Annotated in this window: 25 protein-coding genes and 1 pseudogene; 13 read left to right on the forward strand and 13 right to left on the reverse strand. The window is 60.7% G+C overall.

Annotated features, from left to right (window positions below; translation table 11 throughout):
- Positions 1 to 169: 169 nt before the first annotated feature.
- Together GGD50_RS00640 and GGD50_RS00645 are read left to right on the forward strand one after the other, a co-directional pair.
- On the forward strand, positions 170 to 823 hold the full coding sequence (locus GGD50_RS00640; protein ID WP_107107109.1) for a TetR/AcrR family transcriptional regulator: 654 nt from the start codon (positions 170 to 172) through the stop codon (positions 821 to 823).
- 59 nt (positions 824 to 882) lie between these two features.
- The gene (locus GGD50_RS00645; RefSeq protein WP_107107110.1) at positions 883 to 1,434 is read left to right on the forward strand and encodes an alpha/beta fold hydrolase; all 552 of its coding nucleotides are present in this window, start codon (positions 883 to 885) and stop codon (positions 1,432 to 1,434) included.
- 33 nt (positions 1,435 to 1,467) lie between these two features.
- Here GGD50_RS00645 and GGD50_RS00650 read toward each other — a convergent pair whose 3' ends face one another.
- Positions 1,468 to 2,421, reverse strand: a complete 954-nt coding sequence (locus GGD50_RS00650; protein WP_107107111.1) for a LysR substrate-binding domain-containing protein — start codon at positions 2,419 to 2,421, stop codon at positions 1,468 to 1,470.
- Between the two features lie 199 nt (positions 2,422 to 2,620).
- On the opposite strand from GGD50_RS00650, the gene GGD50_RS00655 reads away from it, so the two are divergent.
- Both GGD50_RS00655 and GGD50_RS00660 read left to right on the forward strand, forming a co-directional pair.
- Entirely contained in the window at positions 2,621 to 2,920 is a 300-nt protein-coding gene (locus tag GGD50_RS00655; RefSeq protein ID WP_107107112.1) for a DUF1127 domain-containing protein, read from the forward strand.
- A gap of 177 nt (positions 2,921 to 3,097) precedes the next feature.
- A complete protein-coding gene (locus GGD50_RS00660) occupies positions 3,098 to 3,664 on the forward strand; it encodes a dienelactone hydrolase family protein (protein ID WP_107107113.1) in 567 nt (188 codons plus the stop codon).
- A 29-nt stretch (positions 3,665 to 3,693) separates the two neighbouring features.
- Here the strand turns inward: GGD50_RS00660 and GGD50_RS00665 are convergent, their stop codons facing one another.
- The 3 genes from GGD50_RS00665 to GGD50_RS00675 all read right to left on the reverse strand — a co-directional run bounded on the left by GGD50_RS00665 (position 3,694) and on the right by GGD50_RS00675 (position 7,106).
- On the reverse strand, positions 3,694 to 4,572 hold the full coding sequence (locus GGD50_RS00665; RefSeq protein WP_107107114.1) for an aldo/keto reductase family oxidoreductase: 879 nt from the start codon (positions 4,570 to 4,572) through the stop codon (positions 3,694 to 3,696).
- A 150-nt stretch (positions 4,573 to 4,722) separates the two neighbouring features.
- Positions 4,723 to 5,598: a DUF937 domain-containing protein gene (locus GGD50_RS00670; RefSeq protein WP_107107115.1), complete on the reverse strand. Its 876-nt coding sequence runs from the start codon at positions 5,596 to 5,598 to the stop codon at positions 4,723 to 4,725.
- Positions 5,599 to 5,732: 134 nt separating this feature from the next.
- A complete protein-coding gene (locus GGD50_RS00675) occupies positions 5,733 to 7,106 on the reverse strand; it encodes a glutamate--cysteine ligase (protein ID WP_107107116.1) in 1,374 nt (457 codons plus the stop codon).
- 244 nt (positions 7,107 to 7,350) lie between these two features.
- Between GGD50_RS00675 and GGD50_RS00680 the strand changes: the two genes are divergently transcribed.
- On the forward strand, positions 7,351 to 7,962 hold the full coding sequence (locus tag GGD50_RS00680; protein WP_107107117.1) for a LysE family translocator: 612 nt from the start codon (positions 7,351 to 7,353) through the stop codon (positions 7,960 to 7,962).
- Positions 7,963 to 8,003: 41 nt separating this feature from the next.
- Here GGD50_RS00680 and GGD50_RS00685 read toward each other — a convergent pair whose 3' ends face one another.
- The 3 genes from GGD50_RS00685 to GGD50_RS00695 form a co-directional block, all read right to left on the reverse strand.
- Positions 8,004 to 8,741 (reverse strand): 16S rRNA (uracil(1498)-N(3))-methyltransferase, encoded by a 738-nt coding sequence (locus GGD50_RS00685; protein ID WP_107107118.1) that lies wholly within the window; start codon positions 8,739 to 8,741, stop codon positions 8,004 to 8,006.
- 10 nt (positions 8,742 to 8,751) lie between these two features.
- A complete protein-coding gene (locus tag GGD50_RS00690; RefSeq protein WP_107107119.1) occupies positions 8,752 to 10,287 on the reverse strand; it encodes an inorganic phosphate transporter in 1,536 nt (511 codons plus the stop codon).
- Positions 10,288 to 10,386: 99 nt separating this feature from the next.
- Positions 10,387 to 10,884 (reverse strand): NUDIX hydrolase, encoded by a 498-nt coding sequence (locus GGD50_RS00695; protein ID WP_181316009.1) that lies wholly within the window; start codon positions 10,882 to 10,884, stop codon positions 10,387 to 10,389.
- Positions 10,885 to 11,149: 265 nt separating this feature from the next.
- Here GGD50_RS00695 and GGD50_RS00700 point away from each other — a divergent pair, with 265 nt between their 5' ends.
- Together GGD50_RS00700 and GGD50_RS00705 are read left to right on the forward strand one after the other, a co-directional pair.
- Positions 11,150 to 12,073, forward strand: coding sequence for a LysR substrate-binding domain-containing protein (locus GGD50_RS00700; protein WP_107107120.1), 924 nt, complete (start codon positions 11,150 to 11,152; stop codon positions 12,071 to 12,073).
- Between the two features lie 112 nt (positions 12,074 to 12,185).
- Entirely contained in the window at positions 12,186 to 13,349 is a 1,164-nt protein-coding gene (locus GGD50_RS00705) for an adenosylhomocysteinase (RefSeq protein WP_107107121.1), read from the forward strand.
- A 134-nt stretch (positions 13,350 to 13,483) separates the two neighbouring features.
- Here GGD50_RS00705 and GGD50_RS33460 read toward each other — a convergent pair whose 3' ends face one another.
- A complete protein-coding gene (locus tag GGD50_RS33460) occupies positions 13,484 to 13,720 on the reverse strand; it encodes a zinc-binding dehydrogenase (protein WP_107107244.1) in 237 nt (78 codons plus the stop codon).
- Between GGD50_RS33460 and GGD50_RS00710 the strand changes: the two are divergent.
- A pseudogene (locus GGD50_RS00710) lies at positions 13,612 to 13,959 on the forward strand (LysR substrate-binding domain-containing protein); the annotation flags it as partial. The gene GGD50_RS33460 and the pseudogene GGD50_RS00710 overlap by 109 nt on opposite strands.
- Here GGD50_RS00710 and GGD50_RS00715 read toward each other — a convergent pair.
- Positions 13,960 to 14,523, reverse strand: a complete 564-nt coding sequence (locus GGD50_RS00715) for an O-acetyl-ADP-ribose deacetylase (RefSeq protein WP_107107122.1) — start codon at positions 14,521 to 14,523, stop codon at positions 13,960 to 13,962.
- A gap of 39 nt (positions 14,524 to 14,562) precedes the next feature.
- Complete coding sequence (locus tag GGD50_RS00720; RefSeq protein WP_107107123.1) at positions 14,563 to 15,459, reverse strand: LysR family transcriptional regulator; 897 nt, start codon at positions 15,457 to 15,459, stop codon at positions 14,563 to 14,565.
- A gap of 122 nt (positions 15,460 to 15,581) precedes the next feature.
- Here GGD50_RS00720 and GGD50_RS00725 point away from each other — a divergent pair, with 122 nt between their 5' ends.
- The 3 genes from GGD50_RS00725 (at position 15,582) to glcF (ending at position 19,670) form a co-directional block, all read left to right on the forward strand.
- The gene (locus GGD50_RS00725) at positions 15,582 to 17,021 is read left to right on the forward strand and encodes an FAD-binding oxidoreductase (protein WP_107107124.1); all 1,440 of its coding nucleotides are present in this window, start codon (positions 15,582 to 15,584) and stop codon (positions 17,019 to 17,021) included.
- Positions 17,018 to 18,217: an FAD-binding protein gene (locus tag GGD50_RS00730; protein WP_107107125.1), complete on the forward strand. Its 1,200-nt coding sequence runs from the start codon at positions 17,018 to 17,020 to the stop codon at positions 18,215 to 18,217. Before GGD50_RS00725 ends, GGD50_RS00730 begins: the two co-directional genes overlap by 4 nt.
- 133 nt (positions 18,218 to 18,350) lie before the next feature.
- Positions 18,351 to 19,670, forward strand: a complete 1,320-nt coding sequence (gene glcF / locus GGD50_RS00735) for a glycolate oxidase subunit GlcF (RefSeq protein ID WP_107107126.1) — start codon at positions 18,351 to 18,353, stop codon at positions 19,668 to 19,670.
- Between the two features lie 99 nt (positions 19,671 to 19,769).
- Here the strand turns inward: glcF and GGD50_RS00740 are convergent, their stop codons facing one another.
- The 3 genes from GGD50_RS00740 to GGD50_RS00750 form a co-directional block, all read right to left on the reverse strand.
- The gene (locus tag GGD50_RS00740; protein ID WP_107107127.1) at positions 19,770 to 20,438 is read right to left on the reverse strand and encodes an outer membrane protein; all 669 of its coding nucleotides are present in this window, start codon (positions 20,436 to 20,438) and stop codon (positions 19,770 to 19,772) included.
- 335 nt (positions 20,439 to 20,773) lie between these two features.
- On the reverse strand, positions 20,774 to 21,475 hold the full coding sequence (locus GGD50_RS00745) for a L,D-transpeptidase (protein ID WP_107107128.1): 702 nt from the start codon (positions 21,473 to 21,475) through the stop codon (positions 20,774 to 20,776).
- A gap of 203 nt (positions 21,476 to 21,678) precedes the next feature.
- A complete protein-coding gene (locus GGD50_RS00750) occupies positions 21,679 to 22,476 on the reverse strand; it encodes a L,D-transpeptidase (RefSeq protein ID WP_107107129.1) in 798 nt (265 codons plus the stop codon).
- A 302-nt stretch (positions 22,477 to 22,778) separates the two neighbouring features.
- Here GGD50_RS00750 and GGD50_RS00755 point away from each other — a divergent pair, with 302 nt between their 5' ends.
- Both GGD50_RS00755 and GGD50_RS00760 read left to right on the forward strand, forming a co-directional pair.
- The gene (locus tag GGD50_RS00755) at positions 22,779 to 23,408 is read left to right on the forward strand and encodes a DNA-3-methyladenine glycosylase I (RefSeq protein WP_107107130.1); all 630 of its coding nucleotides are present in this window, start codon (positions 22,779 to 22,781) and stop codon (positions 23,406 to 23,408) included.
- Positions 23,405 to 23,950: a hypothetical protein gene (locus GGD50_RS00760; protein ID WP_107107131.1), complete on the forward strand. Its 546-nt coding sequence runs from the start codon at positions 23,405 to 23,407 to the stop codon at positions 23,948 to 23,950. The genes GGD50_RS00755 and GGD50_RS00760 overlap by 4 nt, the downstream gene beginning before the upstream one ends.

The following is a 23,950-nucleotide window of genomic DNA, read 5'->3' on the forward strand; positions in this document are numbered from 1 at the left end:
CGTGACAACGGCGGAAGGTATCCTCCAGCCGTTGTTGCTCTATTGCGACCTTAACAATACTTAACACTTAAAATTGAACTTTTCCCTTTTACGCGCATTGAATATGCCTATGACATAAGCTGCCTTACGCCCCGGCGTCGCTCCGAGTGAACAATAAAATGGGAAATTCATGAGCCCGGACAAACCCGACCGCATCAAATTCCGCAAGGAGCCCCAGCAGGAACGCAGCATCCACCGTGTCGATGTCATCTTATCGGCTGCCGCGCGACTAATCGCCGAAAAAGGCGTCAGCGCCATGAAGATGACGGAACTCGCCGCGGTGGCGGGCGTGCCGATTGGTTCCGTGTACCAATATTTTCCTGAGAAAGCTGCGATCGTCACTGCGCTGTTCGACCGCCACGCCGTTCTCGTCCAGGAAAAGACGGCGGAAGTCTTCGTCGCCGTCAAATCCCTCGATCATGCCATCGATCTCGTCTGCGGCATGGTCGACTGGTACTATCGCGAATTCCGCGGCGATCCGACCTATATGGGCGTGTGGCTGGGGACGGAGATGGATCAGGATCTTATGAAGCTGAACATTCAGCACAGCAATCGCGTCGCCGAAATCTTCTTGCAGGGCATCGAAGCCCACATTCCCGCCGACAGTCAAATAGACCTGCAGGCTCGCGCCCAATTCTTCAGCCACCTCATCGGCGCCTCCGTCCGCCTCGCGATCATGAGCGAGAGGAGCCTTGCCATCCGCATGCTCAATGAATGGAAACAGGTGATCCGCACGACGCTGTTTGCCGAGCCGAGCAGCGTGGCAATCGGCAACAGGCACTAGGTGCGCCTAGAACAGCGCTGGTCTTGCACCGGTCTCTATCCATAGAATAAAATGCCTCCATGGCTAAGCAGGTCCTCTTCGTTCAAGGAGCCGGCGAAGGCGCTCACGCCCGCTGGGACAGCAAGCTTGTGGCGTGCCTTGAGCGCGAACTCGGCGAAACCTATGCCGTCCGCTATCCCCAAATGCCCGGCGAGGACGATCCCCACTATTCGGCTTGGAGGGCTGCGCTGATAAGGGAGTTCGGTTCGCTGGAGGACGGGGTGCTCCTCGTCGGCCACTCGATCGGCGGGACTATTTTGCTCCATGTGCTTGCCGAACATCCACCGAAAGCCGGGCTCGGAGGGCTGTTTATCATCGCTGCACCCTTCATCGGTGAAGGTGGCTGGCCGAGCGATGACATCGGTGGTCGCAAGGACTTTTCAGAACGCCTTCCGCCCAGCGTTCCCATCTATTTCTATCATGGCGCTGATGACGACGTGGTGCCGACTGCCCATGTTCAGCTCTATGCGAAAGCAATTCCGCACGCTGTGATCCGCGTGTTCGACCACAGGGATCACCAGCTCAACAACGATATGAGCGACGTCGCGCGAGACATCCGTTCCATGGGCTAAGCCGAGCGCAGGGTTCGCGCCCGACTTCTGAAATCACCAACCCGGCAGGATATGCCCCGCGCGCAGGCGCGGATGGTAGCGCGCGAAGGTCTTTACATCGCCGTCGAGATCGTCGTCGACCACAGCCGGCGTGATGTTGTCGAGGCACGCGGAGATGTGGGCGGTGATAGCGTTCATCAGCGATACCGAGAGGCCCGGCCGCTTCATGATGCCGATCTGCACTGGCGGCAGTGGCGGGAAGCCATCCGCCTGGCTCAGCACCTTCATGCCGGTGCGGAGCGCCGATTCCGGCATGACCGATACCGCCATGCCGGCAAGCACCGCAGCGGCAACCACCGTGCAGGACCAACTGGTGAACAGGATCTGGTAGTCGCGGCCGCCGGCGTCGAGTGCTGCGCAGGCAAGCTGCCGCCACTGACAGTCGCGCCGCCCGACGGCGAGCGGAATCGGCGCATCGTCGCGCAGTGGATGATTGGCCGAACCGACCCAGCAGAGCGGCTCGGTGCGCACGACATCGGACATTCTTTCGCGCGGATTGTGGGTGACCAGCGCGATATCGAGCTCGCCGCGATGCATGCGTTCGGCGAGATCGACCGAGGGTTCGCAGACGATATAGAGCTCGACGTTCGGATGCGTCTTGGCGAAGCGGCCGATGATTTCTGGCATGTAGCGATCGGCATAATCGTCTGGCGTGCCGATGCGCAGCGTGCCTTCCAGCCTGTTGTCGTCGAAGGCGGCAATCGCCTCATTGTTCAGGCGGATGATGCGGCGCGCATAGTTGAGCAGCTTTTCGCCTTCCGCCGTCAGCCGGTTGCCACGGCCGTCCTTGATGAAAAGCTGTTTGCCGACGCGTTCCTCCAGCCGGCGCATCTGCATGGAGACCGCCGACTGCGTCTTGAAGACCCGGTCGGCGGCCTTGGTGAAGCTGCCCGAATCCACGATGGCGATGAAGGTCTGCAACTGATCGATATCAAGCGGCGCGGCCATGATCTCACCTATAAAGGAGTTTGATAATTATCATTAGAAACATTCGTTGGACTGATCAATAGGGCTTTGGCATCTTCCTAATGCAAATCAGCATACCAATCGACAGAACTCCTGCCGAATTCCTCCCAAACCACGCTCCTTCTCCGGACTTCCGGGAAGGGGCTTGGCCAGCGTGTGCCTGAAAGAAAGGACCATTGAAATGCGCACGACAGATCGGACACTACATCTCGGCCACGCAAGGCCGTCGTTGCCCTTGACGGCACGTCTGACGCTTGCTTTCGATAAGATGGCATCCGTCTGGCGAGCACTCCGCAACCGCCGCGAGATCAATTATCTGCATGAGCTGAATGACAGCCAATTGAAGGACATCGGCTTGACCCGCCTCGACGTCACGGCGGCGCTCAATACTTCGACCTTCTTCGAGGACCCGTCCAGCCATCTGACCAACTCTGCGCGTCGCCGTACGCGCTCCTTCGGCCTTACCAGCTTCCGTCTTTGAGGCCGACTAAACGTTTCCCCGCAGGGTGATAGCCAATAAGCCCTGCCTCTTACCCGGTGTTCGGTTCCCAACCGACACCGGGTTTTTTCTTTTTGGGAGACGAAGGACGGCCGGGAAATTGCCATGTCTTTCAAATGCCTTATGTTAGCACCTGGCTGAGATGCGAGGTCTGTGACAATGGCGACGGTGATCCTCTTCCATTCCGTTTATGGGTTGAGTCCTCTCGAACTGGACGCTGTCGAGCGCTTGCAGGCGGCGGGTCACAAGGCGTTCGCGCCCGATCTTTATGATGGTTGGGTTGCAAGCTCGATCGACGAAGGCTTCGAACTGAAGGATGAGATCGGTTGGCCGACCATCTGCGAGCGGGCGGAATGGGCGATGGCCGGCCTGCCGCCATCAACGGTCCTGGGTGGATTTTCCATGGGCGCGGCGGTTGCGGCAAGTCTTTGGCCGAAGCGGCCCCAGACCGCCGGCGTGCTCTTCCTTCACAGCATTGCCCAAATCCCGGAAAACCCTCGTGAGGGCTTGCCCGTGCAGGTCCATCTTGCCGATCCGGATCGTTTCGAGCCTGCGGAAGATGTCGCCGCATGGCGATCGGCAGCCGTACGGTCGAAGATCGCAGCCGATGTCTTTACCTATCCAGGCGCCGGACACCTCTATACCGACGCCAGCCTGCCCGATTACGATGCCAAGGCGACCGATCTCACATGGAGCCGCGTCATCCGCTTTCTCGACGCTCTCTAAAGTTCCCTTCCAAGAGCGGGCATATCAGTTCAGTCGGCGCTGGCGTCTGCGATCCGGTCGAGCTCCGCGATCTCGTGATCGGGCAGCCCGAGCCCGGCGGCGGCAAGGTTCTGCTGCAGGTGCTCGATAGAGGAGGTGCCGGGGATCAGCAGGATGTTCGGGGCACGATGTAGGAGCCAGGCGAGCGCCACCTGCATGGGCGTGGCACCGAGGCGGGCGGCGACATCCGAGAGGGTGGAGGATTGCAACGGGGTGAACCCGCCAAGCGGAAAGAACGGCACATAGGCGATCCCGTCGCGGGCAAGCTCATCTATCAGGGCGTCGTCGGCCCGATGCGCCAGATTATATTGGTTTTGCACGCAGACGATCTTGGCGATCCTCCGGCCTTCCGCCACCTGTTTGGCCGTGACGTTGCTCAGCCCGATATGACGGATCAGGCCCTGCCGCTGCAGGTCAGCCAGGATCGTCAAAGGCGCTTCGATCGACCCTTCGGTGGGATGATGTGGATTGAGCATGATGCGAAGGTTGACGACGTCGAGCACGTCCAGACCAAGATTGCGGAGATTGTCGTGCACGGCCTGGATCAGCTCTTCGCGGGAGAAGGCCGGAAGCCATGACGCGTCAGTGCCGCGGCGGGCGCCGATCTTGGTGACGATGACGAGATCGTCGCTGTAAGGATGGAGCGCCTCGCGGATCAGCCGGTTGGTGACATGTGGACCATAGAAATCGCTGGTGTCGATATGGTCGACGCCGGCCGCAACCGCTGCCCGCAGCACCGCGATGGCTGTATCATGATCCCTTGGCGGGCCGAACACACCGGGACCTGCGAGCTGCATGGCGCCGTAGCCGAGCCGTTTGACGCGGCGATCGCCGAGGGTAAAGCTGCTGGATTGATCGATGTTGGACATGACTATCTCCTTTGAAGATGAAATAGAGATAGAGGCCGTCGGAGTGTATGAAAACGGGGTGTAATCCGCACGGGTTGTGCGGAATCACGAACAGTCGACTTGTTGGCAAAATCGCGCGGACCGGCTCGCGGCTCGGGAAATATGTCCCGGTCAGCCCTTTTTCGGAGCGGGCTTATCGCCCGTCGGCATATAACTATCGAAGATCGATTCCATGTTCTTCTGATAGCTCTTCTGCACTTCCAGGCCGCTGTCGAACATGGCGTTGAACATCTCGGTATAGGCGGCCATATCGACACCAGGCGCAGCGGCGGGTTTGGCTTTCGGTGCTTCCTTCGGCGGCTCGGCGGGCATGGGGAAGTTGCGCATCATATCCTGGAACGCCTTGGCGAAGGGATTGTCGAGGAAAGGATTGGCAGCAGCGGGCTTTTCGCGCTCGACCGGCTGCGTGCCGAACATCAGTTCCATCGCCTGGGTGAACGGGTTATCGAAGATGCTCGCCTGCGGCGTCGGCTGCTGTTTCGGCGCAAAGCCGATGGTCTGCAGCCAATTCTGCATCATCTCGCCCATTGCGGTGTTGAGGAAAGGATTGGCCATCTGAGGCATCTGGCCGCTGGTTTCCTTGAACAGGCCGCCCATCAGCGTATCGGCCATGACGGGCAGCATGCGCTGGTAGATTTCCTGGCCGATGCCGGTCATCTGCGCTGCTTGCGCGGCAATGGCGCGAGACATGTCCTTGGAGCCGAACAGACGGGCCAGTACGGTATTGCCGTCGGCAATGCCCTCGGGCGTGAAGGCCTTGCTCATATCCTCGAAATATTTGGCATAGTTGCCGGAGGTGATGTCCTGCATCACGCCCATAAAATTATAGGGGTTCGTCGCGCTGCGCTTGAACCCCGAGGAAAAGGCGGGCATCAGCGCCGCCATGGCTTTCGTCGCCTGTTCCTGCGCGAGGTTGAACTGCTTGGCCATCGCCTCCGTGGCAGCACCGTTCTGTGCCTGCATCATCATGTCGAAGAGTGGCAGCATCGAAGTTCCTTTCCCCGCAATCATGCCGCTTTGGAATCAGAAAGCGTGCAATTCTGGTAGTATAGCGGGAAAAAAAACGGCGCATACCGGTTTCTGACAGTGTGCGCCGCAACAATCCAGGCCGAAGCCGGCTGTCAGTATTGATATTCCTCGAAGACCGGCTCGACCGATCCATTCCAGCGGCCGTGATAGAGCATCAGCAGATCGTCGGCGAGCGTTCCCTTCTTGGCGAGCACTTCGTCGAGCGGCGCCAGGAAGACGCTTTCGTCCTGGCCGTCGCCATTCACACGGGCGCGGTTCTTCAGGCCATCGCGGGAAATGCCGACAACCTCGCGCGCCACGTCGAGCAGCTTATGGCCCTTGATGTCCGCCTTCAGGCCCTGCACCGGCACGATATCGCGCAGTGCGTTGACCTCATCGAAGGTCCAATCCTTGGTCAACTCGTCGGCCGCGGCAAGTGCAGCGTCGTCATAGAGCAGGCCGACCCAGAAGGCCGGCAGTGCACAGATGCGGCGCCAGGGGCCGCCGTCCGCACCGCGCATCTCCAGGAAGCGCTTGAGGCGCACATCGGGGAAGAGGGTGGAGAGATGGTTCGTCCAGTCGCCCATCGTCGGCTCCCAGGCGGCGATCTCGCCCTTCAGCGCGCCATTCATGAACTGGCGGAAAGTGACGTGAGTGCAGTCGTGATAACGGCCGTCGCGGACGACGAAATACATGGGAACGTCGAGTGCCCACTTCACATAGTCTTCAAAGCCGAAATCGTCGCGGAAGGTGAAGTCGAGCAGGCCGCTGCGGCGGTTGTCGGTATCGCGCCAGATGTCGCCGCGCCAGGAGGAGAGGCCGTTCGGCTTGCCTTCGGTAAAGGGCGAGGAGGCAAACAACGCGGTCGCCAGCGATTGCAGCTTCATCGACACGCGCATCTTGCGGCGCATGTCGTCTTCCGAAGAGAAGTCGAGGTTCACCTGGATGGTGCAGGTGCGGTACATCATGTCGAGGCCCTTTGTGCCAACCTTTGGCATATAGCGGCTCATGATGTCGTAACGCGATTTCGGCATGCGCGGCGTCTCGGCCAGCGTCCATTTCGGGCTGCCGCCGATGCCGAGGAAGCGGATGCCCATCGGCTCGGCGATTTCGCGCAATGTCGCCAGATGCTGGTTCGATTCCTTGCAGGTCTGATGAATGGTTTCGAGCGGCGCGCCCGACAGTTCGAACTGGCCGCCGGGTTCGATCGAGATCGCGCCCATACCGGTCGGCTCGCCCAGCCCGATAATGTTGTCGCCATCCATGATCGGCTCCCAGTGGGACTTTTCCTGCAGGCCCTTCAAGAGCGCGGAAATGCTGGCATCGCCGAAATAAGGCACAGGGCGGTTGTCGGCCCGGAAGAACACGAATTTTTCGTGTTCCGTGCCGATGCGGAATTGCTCGTTCGGCTTGCTGCCGGCCGCCAAATAGGCCGTCATGTCCGAGACCGAAGAGAGCGGAGTCTGGTCGGTGGTATCGCGCGCCATGGTATTACCTTGATCTCGGAAGGAGGCCCGCGCAAGCCGCAAGCCAATAGGAAGCGTGATTGACGCGGAATGAGGTACGGTGCAAGTGAATTTCTTTCAAGAGCAGTTCAAAAAAATAGGATTTGGGACCTGGAAGCGACGCTGTAGTGGCGGCTGATGCCTGCACGCTTGCACAAGCGTTCAAGACGCCCAACCGGCGTTCGAAATAGTCTTGCCGTTCCACTGATGACGGAAGGGCATATCGATGTTCGAGCAGACCGTATTTTATCCGATCCTGACGCTGCTTCTGGCATCTCTGGTCATCATGGGCAGCCCCGGTCCATCCACCATCAGCGCCACGGCGGTTGGCGCCGCCTATGGTTTCCGTAGGTCGATCGGCTACGTCTGCGGGCTCATCGCCGGTACGGTTGTCGTGCTGCTGGCTGTTGCGGTCGGCGTCGTCGCAATCCTGTTGTCAGTGCCGTACGGCGCGTCGGCGCTTACCGCCGTCTCTACAGCCTATATCGCCTACCTGGCCTTGAGGATCGCCACGGCTCCGCCGCTCGCTGGCCGCGGTGATCAAGTCGCGACGCCCGCCTTTACCGGCGGTTTCCTATTGGCGGTCACCAATCCCAAGGCCTATCTGGCGATCGCTGCCGTCTTCGCGGGGGTCAGCCTTTTCAAGGATCAGCGCACGCTGGATGCGGTCATCAAGATAACGCTGCTCAGCGGGATGATTGTCGTCATTCACCTATGCTGGCTTCTGGTCGGGACCTCGCTGTCCCGCTTCCTCCAGAACCCAACCATTTCGCGCATCGTAAACGTTGCCCTGGCGGCTATGCTGGTCATCACGACCGCGCTCGCGCTAGCGGGTTGAAAAACAGACGGCGCACGTTCACAGTCATACAGGCGAGCGAGCTAGTTCCAGTCGCCAATCGCCGCTTGAATGACGGCCATGGCCGCCACCGCTGCCGTATCGGCGCGCAATATCCGTGGCCCCAAGGGAATGGCGGTGACGAAATCGAGGCTGTGCAGCAGAGCGCGTTCCTCTTCCGAAAACCCGCCCTCCGGACCGACCAGCAGCGCCAGATGTTTCTCTTTGACCTTTGCCAGGAGCGGCAGAGGGTTCTGGCCGGCATCGCCTTCGTCGCAATAGATGATGCGGCGCTCCTTCGGCCAGCGTGCCAGGAGATCGGCAAGCCTTACGGGCTCCGCCACGTCGGGGACGCCGAGAATGCCGCATTGCTCGGCCGCCTCGATGACATTGGCCTTGAGCTTGTCGAGATTGGTGATCTTGCCCTGCACGTGCTGCGTCATCACCGGCTGCAGTAGGCCGGCGCCCATCTCCACCGCCTTCTGCACGAGATAGTCGAGCCGTCCGACCTTCAGCGGCGCGAAGAGATAGTGCAGATCGGAAGGGGCGGGCTGCGGCCGCGTCTCCTCGTTAGGCGTCAGCAGGATGCGCTTGCGGGAGGGAAAGGAGACGCTGGCTTTCCATTCGCCGTCACGGCCGTTGAAGATCAACAGCTCGGCGCCGTCCTCCATGCGCAGCACATTGGCGAGATAGTTGAATTGATCGCGATCGGCCTCGATGCCGATATTCGCTTTGATATCCGAAACCACGAACAGCCGCTGCATGCGGAAATTGGCGCGCATGGGTAATCCCTTAAATGAAGAGCGCGACCATAGCCCAATATACCGCGGCTGCAAGCATGGCCGAGACCGGCACGGTGATGGCCCAGGCGGCGATGATGGTCATGAAATGCGAGCGGCGTACGAGGCGTCGGCGATGGATTTCGTCCGGATTGTGCTCGTCGGCTTCCACCATCTCGGCCCATGTTATGCCTGAAGCCTCGGCTTTCATCCGCATATAGGCGAGGCGGCGCTTCGAGTGGCTGGTGTACCATTCGCGGAAGAAGCCGACGCCGAAGACCGCGCCGATGGCGATATGGGTGGAGCTGACGGGAAGGCCGAACCAGGAGGCGACGATGACGGTGAGAGCCGCCGAGAGCGCCACGCAATAGGCCCGCATCGGATTGAGCTTGGTGATCTGCTCGCCGACGAGGCGGATGAGGCGCGGACCGTAAAGCAGCACCCCGACGGAAATGCCGCAGCCGCCGATCAGTACGACCCAATAGGGCGCGGTATATCCCGCTGCACCGCCAACGACACTGAGACTGCTTCCCAGGCTGACGCTGCGTATGATCGCCGCCAGCGGGCCGATGGCGTTGGCGACGTCGTTGGCGCCATGCGCAAAGGACATCAGCGCCGCCGAACAGATCAGCGGCAGGCGGAACAGCTTACGCAGCGAGCTATTCTTGTTTTCGCAACCGACAGACTGCGCCGCCACCAGCGGCCTGGCAGCAAACCAGATCGCCAAACCGACTACGACGCCGATCGCGATGGTCGAGAAGCCCGCGACGGTGTCTTTGGGCGCGAGTTGCAGAACCAGATAAGCGGTAAAGGCGCCGGCCATCAGGCCGATCAGAATGGGAATCCAGTATTTGGCGGCCGCGATCTTGTCGTTGCGATAGATGATGAAGGTCTTGATGAAAAACAGAATGCCGGCGGCGATCGTGCCGCCGAGGAAAGGGGTGACGACCCAGCCGGCGGAGATGGCTCCCAATACGCGCCAATTGACCATCTCCGGCCCGACGGCAGCAGCCCCTGCGCCGACGACGGCGCCGACGATCGTGTGCGTGGTCGAAACCGGTGCTTTCAGCCAAGTCGCGAAGTTGATCCAGAGCGCGGCGGCCAGCAGTGCCGCCATCATCAGCCAGGCGAGCTTGCCGCTGGTGATGATGCGGTCGGTATCGATGATATGCGAGGAGATGGTCTTGATGACCGGTCCGCCCGCGATGACGGCGCCGAGAATTTCGAAGATCGCCGCCATGACCAGGGCCTGCGTCATGGTGATGGCACGCGCCCCCACCGCCGCGCCGACATTGTTGGCGACGTCCTTGGCGCCGATATTCATGGCCATGTAGCCGGCGAGTGCCACGGCGGCGATTGCCAGCGTCGCGCCCGTCTGGTTCAGCACGTTGATGCCGGCGAAGATCATTGCAAGGCCAAGGAAGACCAGGCCGATACCGGGAGCGACCAGCCGTTTCGTGACATGATAGGCCGCATCCTCGACATAGGTGAGTTTGTCGAGATCCTTGTCTAGCGTCCTTTTTGTCAGTTTCGCCGGTCGGTCGGGCATGCCATTCTCTGAGTCGAAATATATAATTTTACGCTGCCCGGCAGGCCGCGCAATGTCTGGTAATTATTTCAGTATAGTGTGATGGGAGTATGTTACGGCCTATTTGGCCGCTGCTGTCACAAGTCTTGTCGTCATCCGCAGCTCGAAGGCGAGGATGATGTCGCGCAACTCCGGCTCACGGACGCGTTTGACCGCTTCATTGCAGGAAACCCACTCGATCGTGCGCTCGCCCTTTTCCTTGAAATTCTTGGCGAGATCGCTGACGTCGAGCGCATAGACCTGAACCCGGCAAGGCACCTGGATGCCGTCCTTCAGCACCTTGTCGTAGCTGAAGGCGCCAAGCGGATCGGTTTCCACGGTGCCGCGTACGCCGGCCTCTTCGAAGGCTTCCCGGGCGGCCACTTCATGCGACAGCTTGCCCGGCATCGGCCAGCCCTTGGGAATGACCCAGCGGCCGGTATCGCGGCTGGTCAGCAGCAGCACTTCCAACTCATCCGTCTTCTTTCTCACTCGATAGCAGAGCGCTGCATATTGCTGTCGCGGCGGGCGCCGAAACATGAGCTGCACATCATTTGCGATACGGGCGAGAATGGCCAAGGGTCGGGTCACCTTTAAAAGTTCGAGTTTAGAATCAGTCTCATATTAGCATTACATGGAAAAATTGTGCATTCCATATGACTTTATATGGTATTTCCACACACTTTCGTTCAGTGCTCAATAGATAAAAATGTGAGGAAGCGGTCTCTGATATTCGCCAGCGACTATGCTGATAGCGACATCGAATGCTTTCAATATGCCGCAGATAGCGCAGTCACCCTATACCTTCTTCCTATCTTACCGGAAAATAAGCTAAATCTCCGTTATGTCCGAACGTTCTCCGCTGCTACGCCTTCCGCCGATGAACGCACTGCGCGCCTTTGATGCCGTTGCCCGTCGTGGTAGCATTTTAAAAGCGGCTGACGAACTGGGCGTCGCGCGTGGCGCCGTACGCCAGCAACTTGCCGTGCTTGAAACATTTTTCGGTATAATTTTGTTCCAACGCGATGGCCGCCGCCTCGTCCTGACGAAGAAGGGCAGGGCCTTCGCCGACTCAGTCGGAATCGCTTTCGGCATCTTGGCGCGAGCTTCGGCCGAGCTTGTGGCCGGTGAGCGCCGGACACTGCGCCTCGGCGTCCCTTCCGCCTTCGCCGTCTGGTGGCTGATGCCGCGTGTTGCGGATTTGCAAGCAGCGCTTCCCGACGTCGATGTCGATATCATCCCGATGGCGGTGGTTGAGCCACTGGAGCGCCATCCCGATCTCGACGCCGTGATCATGGGCGGAGAATATCGGCCAACGCCTGACATCACTGCTATCCGTTTCATGGAAGACGAATTCGGCCCGGTGGCGACGCCGGACCTCGCCGCCCGTCTCGGCCTTGCCGCAGGGGTGGAGGCCCTTGCGACCGCCGTCGCCCTCACCAGCCGTTCCGCCCCCCGCCTATGGGATGATTGGTTTGCCGAGAGCGGCCACGCGCCCATCCGCTTCGCCCGTACTCGCGAATTCGAGGATCTGCTTCTGGCGATCGGCGCCGCCCGCTCCGGCGTCGGCGTCGCCATCGTCCCACGCACGGCCATCGGTGACGATATCGATCGCGGCCTGCTGGTGGCGCCCTTTGGCTTCATCCAAAGACCCGCCGGATACAGCCTCAGCATCCGCAGCGGCGATGCGAAGGACGCGGCTTTTGTCAGGCTGGCCGATTGGCTAGTCAAGGCAGGCGCTGAGCCTATCCCGCCAAGGGCGAGATAAGCCTCGTGCCTATGGCACTTTTTCTGCCCTATCGCTCATTTTAATGTCCATAGACGGCCTGTCATTTCCTATGTGAGATCAAGGCATGACAGACCGCCGCCAGGAGTGCGTTATGGACCAGCCTTCCTCTCTTTCCCGCATTGATTGGGTTGCCCGAAGCTGCCGACTGCTGGCGGCGACGGCAGCGGAATTCCGCGAGACCAGACCCTTTGACGGTCTGACGATCGGAACCGGCATTCACCTCGAGCCGAAGACGGTGGCGCTGTTGACGACGCTGCGGGCCGGCGGCGCACGCCTCGTCTGCACCGGCAATCTCAACAGCACCCAGCCGGAAACCGTCTCTTATTTGCGAGCGCAGGGCATCGCCGTTTTCGCCACCCAGACCACCGATGCCGCCGAGCACGGCGCCAGCCTCGATGCCATCCTGGCGGAAAAGCCGGATCTGCTGCTCGATAATGGCGGCGATCTCTTTGCGCGCGCCGCCGAAAGGCCCTATGCCAACCTCTTGGGCGGCACCGAAGAGACGACCTCGGGCCGCACGCGGTTGCTGCAGATGCGCGACAGGCTGGCCATGCCGATCCTCGTCATCAATGACAGTCCGATCAAGCAGTTCGCCGAAAACAAGCACGCGGTCGGCCAAAGCCTGTTCGAGAGCTATCTACGCTTCACCAACCGCTCCACCAACGGCAAGCGCGTCACCGTCTTCGGCTATGGCGCCTGCGGCAAGGGCACGGCGGCCTGTTTCCGCAACGCTTATGCGACGGTCAGCGTGGTCGACATCGATCCCGTGACGACGCTGGAGGCGCATCTGGACGGCTTCGTCACGCCGCTGCGCGCCGAGGCGATCCGCTCCGCCGATATCCTCATTACTGTCACCGGCTATCCCGGTATCGTGACCACGGCGGACCTGCCGCTGATCAAGGATGGCGCGATCCTGATGAACGGCGGCCATTTCCCGCATGAGATCGATGTCGCCGCCTTCCGAAACAGTCCGGATGTTGCAGGCATCGATCGCTATGAGGCCGAGCATATCGAGACCATCCGCATGCGGGACGGACGCTCTTTCCACATCCTCGGCGCCGGCCACATGGCCAACCTCGCCGGCCCGCGCCCGCTCGGCAATACCGTTGAATCCATGGATCTCGGCTTTGCGCTGCAATCCCGCTGCCTGGAGCGTGTGGCAAAGGGCGGTCTCGGCAAAGAGTCCTGCGTCATTCCCGTACCGGCGGATATCGACGCCATGGTGGCATCGGCCTATCTCGATCTGGCGAGATGAGCCCGAAGCCGATCCCGCCCTTGGCGAGTGGGAAAGCGAAATCAGCATTTGGCCGGCAGGCTAAGTGCTAGATTTCGCAAGGGCGGGGTAGGCAAGGACGCATGTGATCTCGCCGACACACGGCACCTCCCGCATCAACCATTCACATCTACAACGATTTTCCCGTGCGCCTGGCGGTTCTCGATCAGGGCATGCGCCTTGTCGACATCGGCGAGCGTGAAACGGTGGGGATCGAGCCTGGGCACGATCTTGCCGGCCGAGCGGGTCCGAGCATCCGCGTCGAGGCGATGGCGGGGGCGCAAGGCTGGTGACCATGGATGAAGCCTTCGGCGGCATGCCCGATGTTGCCTGGTTGAAGCGCGTGCTTCCAAAGGCAGAAGTGGCGATGCGCAGCAACAACAGGGATGTCCAGGCAACACTTTGTGCCCGGGGCGCAGGCCTCGCCGTCTTGCCCCGCCCTCTCGGCGACGCGATCGCCGGTATCGAGCGGGTGGACATCGGCGAAACCCCGCCCGGTCGCGATACCTGGGTCGGCTATCACCGCGATCTCAAGCGGCTCGCACGGCTGCGGGCACTGTTGGATCTGGTGATTGAACGGTTGGCGAACTGACTAAGCCTTCGCCAGCGCCCCAGGTAGTAGCCGGTCGTAGATGCCAGCCATTTCATCGCCAAAGCAGCAGAAAATGATCTCACTAAAACCGCCGCGCATGCTCTCGGCAACAGCGGTGCGTGTCGCGATCATCGCTGCGGGCTCGACAGGGAAACGATAGATGCCGGTAGAGATGGCCGAAAAGGCGATGGTCTTGAGACCGTGATCCATGGCAAGGCTGAGGCTGTTGCGATAGCAGCTTGTGAGCAAATCCTGCTCGCCACGCCCGCCGCCATTCCAGACGGGGCCGACCGTATGGATCACATGTTTTGCCGGCAGGCGATATCCCCTAGTGATCTTGGCCTGTCCGGTCTTGCAGCCATTCAGCATCCGGCATTCCGCCACCAGTTCCGGCCCGGCGGCACGATGGATGGCGCCATCCACGCCGCCGCCGCCAAGCAAGCTGCTGTTTGCTGCATTAACGATGGCATCGACGTCCAGCTTGGTGATGTCGCCGAGGATGATGGTGAAGCGTGTATTCGAGACCGCGGAAAGATCGGAGCGGATGGTTTCAAAAGCGGGCATGATGACACTCTCCAATCTCTAGGGTGAGGTTGTGGCCGGCTATCGTTCCCAATAGGGAACCGGTCCATAAAGTTCCGCCAGGAAATCGATAAAGACGCGCACCTTTGCCGGCAGGAACTGGCGGCTGGGATAGACGGCCGAGAGCGTGACGCTGTGCGAGCCTTCATAGGCCGGCAGCACCTGCACCAGACGCCCGTCCTTGAGTTCGGGGCCGACATCCCAGGTGGAGCGCAGCGCAATGCCGAGGCCGGCAATGACGGCTTCGCGGATCACCTCGCTGGAATTGGTGATCAGCTTGCCTTCCGGCCGAAAGGTCAGCGGGCCCTTCGGTCCGTCCAGCCGCCAGGGGTCATGATTGTGCGGCGGCAAGCAGGTGTGGCGCCGCAAATCATCGATATCCTCCGGCATGCCATGGGCAGCGATATAGGCTGGCGAGGCGCAGAGCACGCGGCGCACCAGCGCCAGGCGCCGGGCAACAAGGCTGGAATCGGTGAGCTCCGCAATGCGGATGGCGAGATCGTAGCCACCGCCGACGATGTCGGTGAATTCGTCGGTCAGCGTCAGATTGATCGCCAGATCCGGATGCGCCTGCATGAACGTCTTGAGGTGCGGGGCGATGTGCAGCCGGCCGAACGATGTGGGGGCGGAAATCTTCAGCGTGCCCTGCATCTGCGCGGACCGGCCGGCAATATAGGCCTCAGCCTCTTCCAGTCCCGCGAGGATGGCAAGCACCCGGTCATAAAAGCCCTGGCCAGCCTCCGTAAGCGAAATCTGCCGCGTCGTGCGCTGCAAAAGCCGTGTGCCGAGCCGATCTTCCAACCGTTTGATTCGCTTGGAAATCACCGCCGGCGAAAAGCCGAGTATGCGGCCGGCGAGCGACATGCTGCCGGTCGTAACGACACTGGCAAAGATTTCGAGATCCCCAAGATTGGTCATGGTGCAATTTATTCCTATTTTGGCATAAATGCTTGTCATTTACGCCAATTTCGGGAAAGTGGTAAGCATGATATGGCGTTAAAAAGAGGGGCGTCCATATTCGGGTGCAAGAGGAGAACGCCATGGCAGAGGCCATTTCATTTCTGGCGCCGCGCGCCGATGTCCTTGCCCGCCGCCGTGAGATCGTCGCAGATCTTATTGATCTCTTGCCCCCGGAATGTCTGGTTCATGAGCCGCGCGAACTCATGCCCTTCGAGACGGACGCTTTCATTTCCTATCGCCGCATGCCGCTCGCCGTCGCCTTGCCGCGCTCGACGGCCGAAGTCGCGGCTGTGATGAAATATTGCCATCGCTACGGCATTCCCGTCGTGCCGCGTGGTGCCGGCACGTCGCTCTCCGGCGGCGCCATTCCGCAGGAAGATGCCGTCGTGCTCGGCCTTTCCAAGATGAACCGCATTCTCGACGTCGATCTCGCCAACCGCACGGCGACCGTGCAGGCCGGTGTCACCAATCTGCATATTTCCGAAAGCGTCTCAGCGGACGGATTTTTCTACGCGCCCGACCCGAGCTCGCAGCTCGCCTGCACCATCGGCGGCAATATCGGGATGAATTCCGGCGGCGCGCACTGCCTGAAATACGGCGTCACCACCAACAATCTGCTGGGCGTCAAGCTGGTATTGACCGATGGCACGGTGATCGATCTCGGCGGCAAGGCCCTGGATACGGCGGGTTATGACCTGCTGGGGCTCGTCTGCGGCTCTGAGGGGCAACTTGGCATCATCACTGAGGCGACAGTGCGGTTGATCGCCAAGCCGGAAGGCGCGCGGCCAGTTCTCTTCGGTTTCGACACATCGGAGCAAGCGGGCGCCTGTGTTGCCGATGTCATTGCCGCCGGCATCATCCCCGTCGCCATCGAGTTCATGGATAAGCCGGCGATCGAAATCTGCGAGGCTTTCGCCCATGCTGGCTATCCGCTGGATGTCGGCGCGCTGCTGATCGTCGAGGTCGAGGGGTCGGAAGCGGAGATGGACGACATGCTGAAAAGTATCGTCGAGATCGCCCGTACTCATCAGGTGAAGACGGTGCGCGAATGCCAGTCGGCGACTGAAGCGGCGCTGATCTGGAAGGGACGTAAATCCGCCTTTGGCGCCACCGGCCGCATTGCCGACTATATCTGCATGGACGGCACGGTGCCGCTCAGCCAGCTCTCCTATGTCCTGAAGAAGACGTCCGAAATCGTCGATCGCTACGGCCTGCGTGTCGCCAATGTCTTCCATGCCGGCGACGGCAATATGCATCCGCTGATCCTGTTCAACGCCAATGATCCCGAGGATGCCGCCAAGGCGGAAGCAGCCGGCAACGATATTCTCCGGCTCTGTGTCGATGCCGGCGGCTGCCTGACGGGCGAGCATGGCGTCGGTATCGAGAAGCGCGACCTGATGCGGCACCAATATGCCGAGGCCGATCTCGCCCAGATGATGTCGGTGCGCGCTGCCTTCGATCCCGGCTGGATCCTCAATCCCTCTAAAGTCTTCCCGCTGGATGGTCGCAACGCCGTATGAGAGAATTTTTGCCGAAGACGGAAGACGAGGCGGCCGCCATCATCCGCGATCACGCTGCGCGCCGCGCGGCATTGGCCATAGTCGGCGGTAACACCCGTGCCGGTTTCGGCAATGCCGTTGCCGCGGAGGCCACGCTATGTTCGTGTGAACTTACCGGTATCATCGCCTATAATCCGGGCGAGATGGTGATGACCGCGCGAGCGGGGACGCCGCTTGCCGATATCGAAGCGGTGTTGGCTGAGAACGGTCAGATGATGGCCTTCGAACCGATGGACCACCGGCCGTTGATGGCGACCGATGGCGAGCCGACGATTGGCGGCGTTTTCGCTGCAAATATCTCCGGATCGCGGCGTTTCGTAAGCGGCGCCGCACGCGACAGCCTGCTCGGCGTTCGCTTCGTCAACGGCAAGGGCGAAATCATCAAGGCCGGCGGGCGCGTGATGAAAAATGTCACCGGCCTTGATCTTGTCAAGCTGATGGCCGGTTCGCACGGTACGCTCGGTCTCCTGACGGAAGTCACCTTCCGGGTGCCGCCGCGACCGAAGACGGAGGAGACGATCATCGTTTCCGGCCTCAACGATGCCGAGGCGGCAAATGTCATGGCGGCCGCCATGGCGTTGCCTGTCGATGTGTCGGGTGCTGCGCATTTGCCGCTGACCGTCACTTGGACGCTTCTGGACGGCGGGTTGCCGGACGGAGCGGCGACGGCGTTGCGCGTCGAAGGTTTGGCTGGCTCCGTCTCGGTGAGGGCGGAGAAGCTGGCCGCCGCGATGCGTCGACTTGGCCCAGTCGCGCGACTTGCCGAAGCCGAAAGCCACCGTCTCTGGCGTGAAATCCGCAATGTGAAGCCCTACGCCGACGACACGATGCGCCCTGTCTGGCGCGTTTCCGTCGCCCCTAGCATTGGTCACCAGCTCGTCGCAGCGCTGCGCCTCGAGGCTGGCGTCGACGCCTATTATGATTGGCAGGGCGGCCTGGTCTGGATGCGCATGGAGGCAGAGCCGGAGGGTGAATTGCTGCGTCGCTATATCCATGTGCTTGGCGGCGGTCACGCCACTTTGCTGCGTGCTACGCCCGCCGCTCGCGCCACGACGTCCGCCTTCCAGCCGCAGCCCGAGGCCGTGGCTTTGCTGTCGGCGCGCGTGAAGGAAAAGTTCGATCCTGCTGGGATTCTCAATCCGGGGAAGATGGGGTGATGCGGATGGAATCTTTTGCTCAGGCCCCCCTCACGCTCACCCTCTCCCCGAGGGGGAGAAGGTGCCCGACAGGGCGGATGAGGGGGTGGCGCAAAGCGCCGGGCCCTGCTGTGGCGAAGGTAGGGAGAGCCTGATGCAAACCAACTTCACCCCAGCCCAGCTTGCCGATCCGCACGTTGCGGAATCCGAGGCGATTTTGCGCAAATGTGTCCATTGTGGCTTCTGCACCGCCACCTGTCCGACCTATGTAACGCTCGGTAATGAGCTCGACAGTCCGCGCGGACGGATCTATCTGATCAAGGACATGCTGGAAAACGGCAGGCCTGCCGACGCGGAGGTGGTGACGCATATCGATCGCTGCCTTTCCTGTCTCGCCTGCGTGACCACCTGTCCCTCCGGCGTCGACTATATGCATCTGGTCGATCACGCCCGCATCCATATCGAAGAGACCTACAAACGACCCCTGATGAACCGGTTGACACGCAGCGTGCTGGCTGCGGTCCTGCCTTATCCCGGCCGGTTTCGCTTTGCGCTCAACCTTGCTCGCTGGGGGCAGCCTTTTAAGGGTTTGATGAAGCGCATTCCGGCGTTGAACCCCTTTGTTGCCATGCTGGATCTCGCGCCACGCTCCATCCCGGCGCCGTCGTCCTTCGCCAAGCCCGGCCGGCATCAGCCGCAGGAGGAGCGGCGTGGACGGGTAGCGATCCTGACCGGTTGCGCCCAGCCGGTGCTCGATCCCGCCATCAACGAGGCGACCATCCGGCTACTGACCCGCTTGGGCGTCGAAGTGGTGGTGCCGGAAGGCGAGGTCTGCTGCGGCTCGCTGGTGCATCACATGGGAAGGGAAGAACAGGCGCTGGCCAGCGCCCGCGCCAATGTCGATGTCTGGATGCGCGAGATCGAAGCCGGAGGGCTCGACGCGATCATTATCACCGCATCGGGTTGCGGCACGACGATCAAGGACTACGGCCATATGCTGCGGCTCGATCCGGCCTATGCGGACAAGGCTGCAAAAATCTCGGCGCTCGCCAAGGACATCACCGAATATCTCGCCGGCCTCGATCTGCCATCGCATATGCCGCGTGGCATCACCGTCGCCTATCATTCCGCCTGCTCGATGCAGCATGGCCAAAGGATCACCATGGCGCCGAAACTGCTGTTGAAGGCGGCAGGCTTCACCGTGCGCGATCCGGCGGAGGGGCATCTTTGCTGCGGCTCGGCCGGCACCTACAACATCATGCAGCCGGAAATTTCCGGCGAGCTGAGGGCGCGTAAGGTCAGGAATCTCGAGGCGACGAAGGCCGATATCATCGCGACCGGCAATATCGGCTGCATCACGCAGATCGCGACAGGAACCGACATGCCGATCCTGCACACGGTCGAATTGCTGGATTGGGCCTATGGCGGCGAGATGCCGGCTAAGGTGCGCCGGCTCAAGGTGGCAGCCTCTTAAGGCCGGTCCGGGGAAAAGTAGGAAACAGTTCCGTCTTGCGGCTAACCCCCTAAATCGAAACTGATTTAGGGGCACCGGCAACGACAATGGCCGCGACTCTTAGAAGCTGAATGACACGCCGAAATCGATGGCATGGGTGAAGACATCGGTCTTCAGGTTAGCGCCGCTATCGATCGGGACGTTCACGAAGTTGTAGTTGCCCTTGTATTCGACGAAGGTCGACCAGCGCTGGCTGAACTGATAGCTGACACCAGCCTGCGCCTGCAGCGATGCGCCGCCGAATTCGTAATCGAAGGTGCGGCCTGAGGCGCGGGTTACTTCGACGTGGGGCACGTTGATGCCGGCGCCGAGGCCGACAAAGGGCGTCCACTTGCGGCTCGGATCCTGGAAGCGATAGAGCGCATTCAGCGTCAGCATATTCAGGCCGTCGGTGAACTCGAAATGCGACCAGCCGGGCGTGTTGCCAAGATCGCCATAGACCTTGGCATGGGTGTAGTCGAGCGAGACGCCCCAGTTCGACTTGTCGAACTGGTCCAGCCACCAGATGCCGCGAACGCCGAAATAGGGCGGCATCTTGAAGGATTTGCCTGACCAGTTGGGATCGAAGTCAGCGCCGTCAGACGTCTTGACGTTGTCGCCGGTCGCGCCCTGGAAGCCGCCGTAAACCGAAAACTGCATCTCTGCTGAGGCCGAACCGGCTGCAAAGACAAAAGCTGAAACCGCAAGCGCGGCGACGGCCGGCTGCCTAATGCGAAATGCCCGATGCATATGAAATCCCCAAGTGGCCCCAAATGGCAAAGTGTCGCTATCTAAGCGTGCTTTTGTGACAGTTCTATTGCAGCGTTCCGTGTTTGGACTGGCTTAGGTGGGAAAGCTGACACGAAACTGAATAAAACGGGGAGTTTGCCGGGCGCCAGATGCGATAAGTTTGGAGATGTTACACCTGCGCCACAGTGCATGGTCAGACAGATGCGCCGCAGCCATAAAGAAGGCGGCATACATTATCTGTCTCCCCCAAGATGGGGGAGACGGTGCGATAGCGACAGAGAGGTATCAGACGTTCGTCATGGTCGAACGTCCTGGTCGGGAAAGCCTGCGGTTTCTCAGCCGCCGAATATCGTCCGCAGCACGTCGATGCCGCGATCCTGGTAGCTGACCTCACCCTGCTTGTTGCCGGGGCCGACGACGATGACCTTGGTGCCGACGGGCGCGCGATCGTAGAGATCGATCACGTCCTTGTTCATCATGCGGATGCAGCCGGACGACATGTTCAGGCCGATGCTCCAGGGCTGGTTGGTGCCGTGGATGCGGAACGCCGTGTCGTTGCCGTTGCGATAGAGATACATGGCGCGCGCGCCGAGCGGATTGCCCTCACCGCCTTCCTGATAGGCCGGCAGCTTGTGGCCCTTCTTGGCTTCGCGAACGATCATTTCCGGCGGCGGGGTCCAGCCGGGCCATTCCGCCTTGCGGCCGATCTTGACGACGCCGGACCAGCCGTAGCCTTCGCGGCCAACACCGATGCCGTAGCGCCGCGCCCGGTCGTCGCCTTCAATGAGGTAAAGATATTTGTTGTTGGTATCGATGATGATCGTGCCTGGTGCTTCATTGGTCACCAATCGCACGACCCGTCGCTGAAACTGCGGCTTGATCTGTCCCTGCGGCTGCATTGCCACGCGGACCACATCGGTGTGCGCAACTTGCGCAGCGTTAGGTGCGGAAGCGCTGAAGGCTGCCGCATCCGATGCCGCCAAAAGGCACGACATCACCATTCCCGCCGCCGCCGCGACCGGTAGTATTGATTTCATCCGTCATTCCCCTCTCGATTTACTCGGCGAGAAACTAACGAAACTTGCGAGAGGATCAAGATGAAATCGCTGAAAGACAAAGATCGAGCCGGTTGGGCGGCTGTCTGTTCCGCGTCCAAAAGAGCGTTATTGTCGATTTATATCAATGCTTACAATGGGGTTGCTGCGCCCGATTATGCCGTGCGCAGCAATCTTGGTAGCAATCACATCACTATAACGCGTGTCCCGACTTTTACACGATTGTAGAGATCGATCACGTCTTCATTGCGCAGACGGATGCAGCCGGAAGACACGGCGTTGCCGATCGTCCAGGGCGCATTGGTGCCGTGGATACGGTAGAGGGTAGAGCCGAGATACATGGCTCGGGCGCCGAGCGGGTTGGCTTCGCCGCCTTCCATGTGGGCCGGCAGATAGTGCCCCTTCGCGGCTTCACGCGACAACATTTCCGATGGCGGCGTCCAATCGGGCCATTCCTGCTTGCGGGTAATGGTATGGGCACCGGCCCATTCGAAGCCGGGTTTGCCGACGCCGACGCCGTAGCGCCGTGCCTTGCCGCCGTCCATCACCAGGTAAAGGAAGCGATCGTTGGTGTCGATGACGATGGTGCCCGGCCTCTCTTTTGTCTGGTAGTCGACGATCTGCGGCAGGAACTGCGGGTCGATTTGGCCGTGGACCGCCGGATATTGCGGCCGGACGACAGCGACCTGCTGCACGACGGGACGCGAAAACAGGCCGCGCGGCTGGACCACCCGCCGTACCTGCGGATTGGCGGCCTGGCTATCCGCCGGATCGTTCATCGGGTTGACGGCCTGACGCGCCATGGGGCGACCGGGATAGACGGCCGGCTGTACGCTGGCCCCGCCGAGCTGCATCACCCAAGGGGCGGTCAGATCGGGGCTGACGATGACAGGCGGACGCGACTGGTAACGATCGTCGGCGAAGGCGCTGGAAGCAAGCAGGCTCAAAGCGCCCACAGCAAATAAAATGCATTGTTTCATCATCGGACAAACTCTCTACAAACGGGCCGAGGATGGGCGTAATTGCGCCCGGTCAGGAACATGGTGCCACTTGCGCGCCAGCGAATGGTAAACATCTATTCATCAAAATGCCGCGAAGCCGATAAACCTTTGTCAGGGTTACCGCTTGGTTTGGAAAGACGGTTTGCAAGTGGTAAACCTTGAATCGGGATGACTTGCCTTCGAATCGTTCTCTCGATCTTAAGTATTTGATTGGCATGATCTTATCCGAAAGCTGCCCGCCAGTTTTCGGGATTGGGTTCTGAAACAGGGGACGAACTGCAACAATGGCCGGAACAGGCATCATCACCGGTGAGGATGGCAAGGACCGCTGCTTCTGGCACGGCAATCTGCTGGAGTATCAGCGCTACCACGATCAGGAATGGGGCCGGCCCGTCATCGACGACATCAGGCTTTTCGAAAAGATCTGCCTGGAGGGATTTCAATCCGGCCTGTCCTGGCTGACGATCCTGCGCAAGCGCGAGAATTTCCGCGCGGCCTTTGCCGATTTCGATTTCGAGAAAGTGGCGGAGTTCGGTGAGGCTGACATCGAGCGCTGCCTGGGCGATGCCGGCATCATCCGGCATCGCGGCAAGATCGTCTCCACCATCAACAATGCCCGCCGCGCCATCGAGTTGCGCCAGGAATTCGGCTCGCTCGCCCGGTATTTCTGGAGCCACGAGCCATCAGCCGAGGAGCGGCCGGCCTTTGTCGACTATCCGACCCTCGTCGCCAATCCAACGACTCCGGTCTCGGTGCGCATCTCGAAGGACCTGAAGAAACGCGGCTGGACCTTTGTCGGCCCCACCACGGTCTATGCCTTCATGCAGGCCATGGGCCTTGTCAACGATCACATCGAAGGCTGCTATTGCCGGAAAGAGGTGGAGGCGATGCGCAGTGCATTGGTACGGCCATGAAACGTCTGGTGCTTGCTTTTTCCCTGCTCACTTTCGCCCTGCTCGGCGGTCAGTTCGCCCATGCGCAGGACACCCAGAACGATGACAGCAGCCAGGGTGCCCAGCAGACGGCGCTTCCGCAAGTCGATCGCGGCGAGACCGTGGAAAAGCTTGGTTTCCCGGCCGTCCTGGAGAAATTGACGGGCTGGACGAAGTTCGGCAAGGGCAAGGTCTACACGCTGCCGCTCAAGAAGGGGCAGCATGTGCGGATCACCTTCAGCTCAAAGAGCAAATACGCCTATATGGCGATCTTCGATCTCTCCTCGAACGATGACGAATCCTTCTTCGGCACTGACGAAGATGGCATGGTCGCCGATGTCACCGTCAATGAGGACACGACATGGCTGATCAAGCCCTATTACTCCCGCGTCACCCGCCGCCGCGGCCTCGGCGCACCCTATGAAATCCTCATCGATCCCAATCCGTCGGCCACACAGCAATCGAACCAGCCGGCGGATCAGGCGCCGTCGCTATTTCCCAAAAGATCTTCGCAACCGCAGTAA

The organism is Martinezella paranaensis (assembly GCF_014200235.1).
Classification (GTDB): domain Bacteria; phylum Pseudomonadota; class Alphaproteobacteria; order Rhizobiales; family Rhizobiaceae; genus Rhizobium; species Rhizobium paranaense.

Excerpts from the sequence above, each read along its gene's own strand:
- GGD50_RS00640 (WP_107107109.1), top strand. The coding sequence starts at position 170 with ATGAGCCCGGACAAACCCGACCGCATCAAATTCCGCAAGGAGCCCCAG.
- GGD50_RS00645 (WP_107107110.1), top strand. The coding sequence starts at position 883 with ATGGCTAAGCAGGTCCTCTTCGTTCAAGGAGCCGGCGAAGGCGCTCAC.
- GGD50_RS00650 (WP_107107111.1), bottom strand. The coding sequence starts at position 2,421 with ATGGCCGCGCCGCTTGATATCGATCAGTTGCAGACCTTCATCGCCATC.
- GGD50_RS00655 (WP_107107112.1), top strand. The coding sequence starts at position 2,621 with ATGCGCACGACAGATCGGACACTACATCTCGGCCACGCAAGGCCGTCG.
- GGD50_RS00660 (WP_107107113.1), top strand. The coding sequence starts at position 3,098 with ATGGCGACGGTGATCCTCTTCCATTCCGTTTATGGGTTGAGTCCTCTC.
- GGD50_RS00665 (WP_107107114.1), bottom strand. The coding sequence starts at position 4,572 with ATGTCCAACATCGATCAATCCAGCAGCTTTACCCTCGGCGATCGCCGC.
- GGD50_RS00670 (WP_107107115.1), bottom strand. The coding sequence starts at position 5,598 with ATGCTGCCACTCTTCGACATGATGATGCAGGCACAGAACGGTGCTGCC.
- GGD50_RS00675 (WP_107107116.1), bottom strand. The coding sequence starts at position 7,106 with ATGGCGCGCGATACCACCGACCAGACTCCGCTCTCTTCGGTCTCGGAC.
- GGD50_RS00680 (WP_107107117.1), top strand. The coding sequence starts at position 7,351 with ATGTTCGAGCAGACCGTATTTTATCCGATCCTGACGCTGCTTCTGGCA.
- GGD50_RS00685 (WP_107107118.1), bottom strand. The coding sequence starts at position 8,741 with ATGCGCGCCAATTTCCGCATGCAGCGGCTGTTCGTGGTTTCGGATATC.
- GGD50_RS00690 (WP_107107119.1), bottom strand. The coding sequence starts at position 10,287 with ATGCCCGACCGACCGGCGAAACTGACAAAAAGGACGCTAGACAAGGAT.
- GGD50_RS00700 (WP_107107120.1), top strand. The coding sequence starts at position 11,150 with ATGTCCGAACGTTCTCCGCTGCTACGCCTTCCGCCGATGAACGCACTG.
- GGD50_RS00705 (WP_107107121.1), top strand. The coding sequence starts at position 12,186 with ATGGACCAGCCTTCCTCTCTTTCCCGCATTGATTGGGTTGCCCGAAGC.
- GGD50_RS00715 (WP_107107122.1), bottom strand. The coding sequence starts at position 14,523 with ATGCCCGCTTTTGAAACCATCCGCTCCGATCTTTCCGCGGTCTCGAAT.
- GGD50_RS00720 (WP_107107123.1), bottom strand. The coding sequence starts at position 15,459 with ATGACCAATCTTGGGGATCTCGAAATCTTTGCCAGTGTCGTTACGACC.
- GGD50_RS00725 (WP_107107124.1), top strand. The coding sequence starts at position 15,582 with ATGGCAGAGGCCATTTCATTTCTGGCGCCGCGCGCCGATGTCCTTGCC.
- GGD50_RS00730 (WP_107107125.1), top strand. The coding sequence starts at position 17,018 with ATGAGAGAATTTTTGCCGAAGACGGAAGACGAGGCGGCCGCCATCATC.
- glcF (WP_107107126.1), top strand. The coding sequence starts at position 18,351 with ATGCAAACCAACTTCACCCCAGCCCAGCTTGCCGATCCGCACGTTGCG.
- GGD50_RS00740 (WP_107107127.1), bottom strand. The coding sequence starts at position 20,438 with ATGCATCGGGCATTTCGCATTAGGCAGCCGGCCGTCGCCGCGCTTGCG.
- GGD50_RS00745 (WP_107107128.1), bottom strand. The coding sequence starts at position 21,475 with ATGAAATCAATACTACCGGTCGCGGCGGCGGCGGGAATGGTGATGTCG.
- GGD50_RS00750 (WP_107107129.1), bottom strand. The coding sequence starts at position 22,476 with ATGATGAAACAATGCATTTTATTTGCTGTGGGCGCTTTGAGCCTGCTT.
- GGD50_RS00755 (WP_107107130.1), top strand. The coding sequence starts at position 22,779 with ATGGCCGGAACAGGCATCATCACCGGTGAGGATGGCAAGGACCGCTGC.
- GGD50_RS00760 (WP_107107131.1), top strand. The coding sequence starts at position 23,405 with ATGAAACGTCTGGTGCTTGCTTTTTCCCTGCTCACTTTCGCCCTGCTC.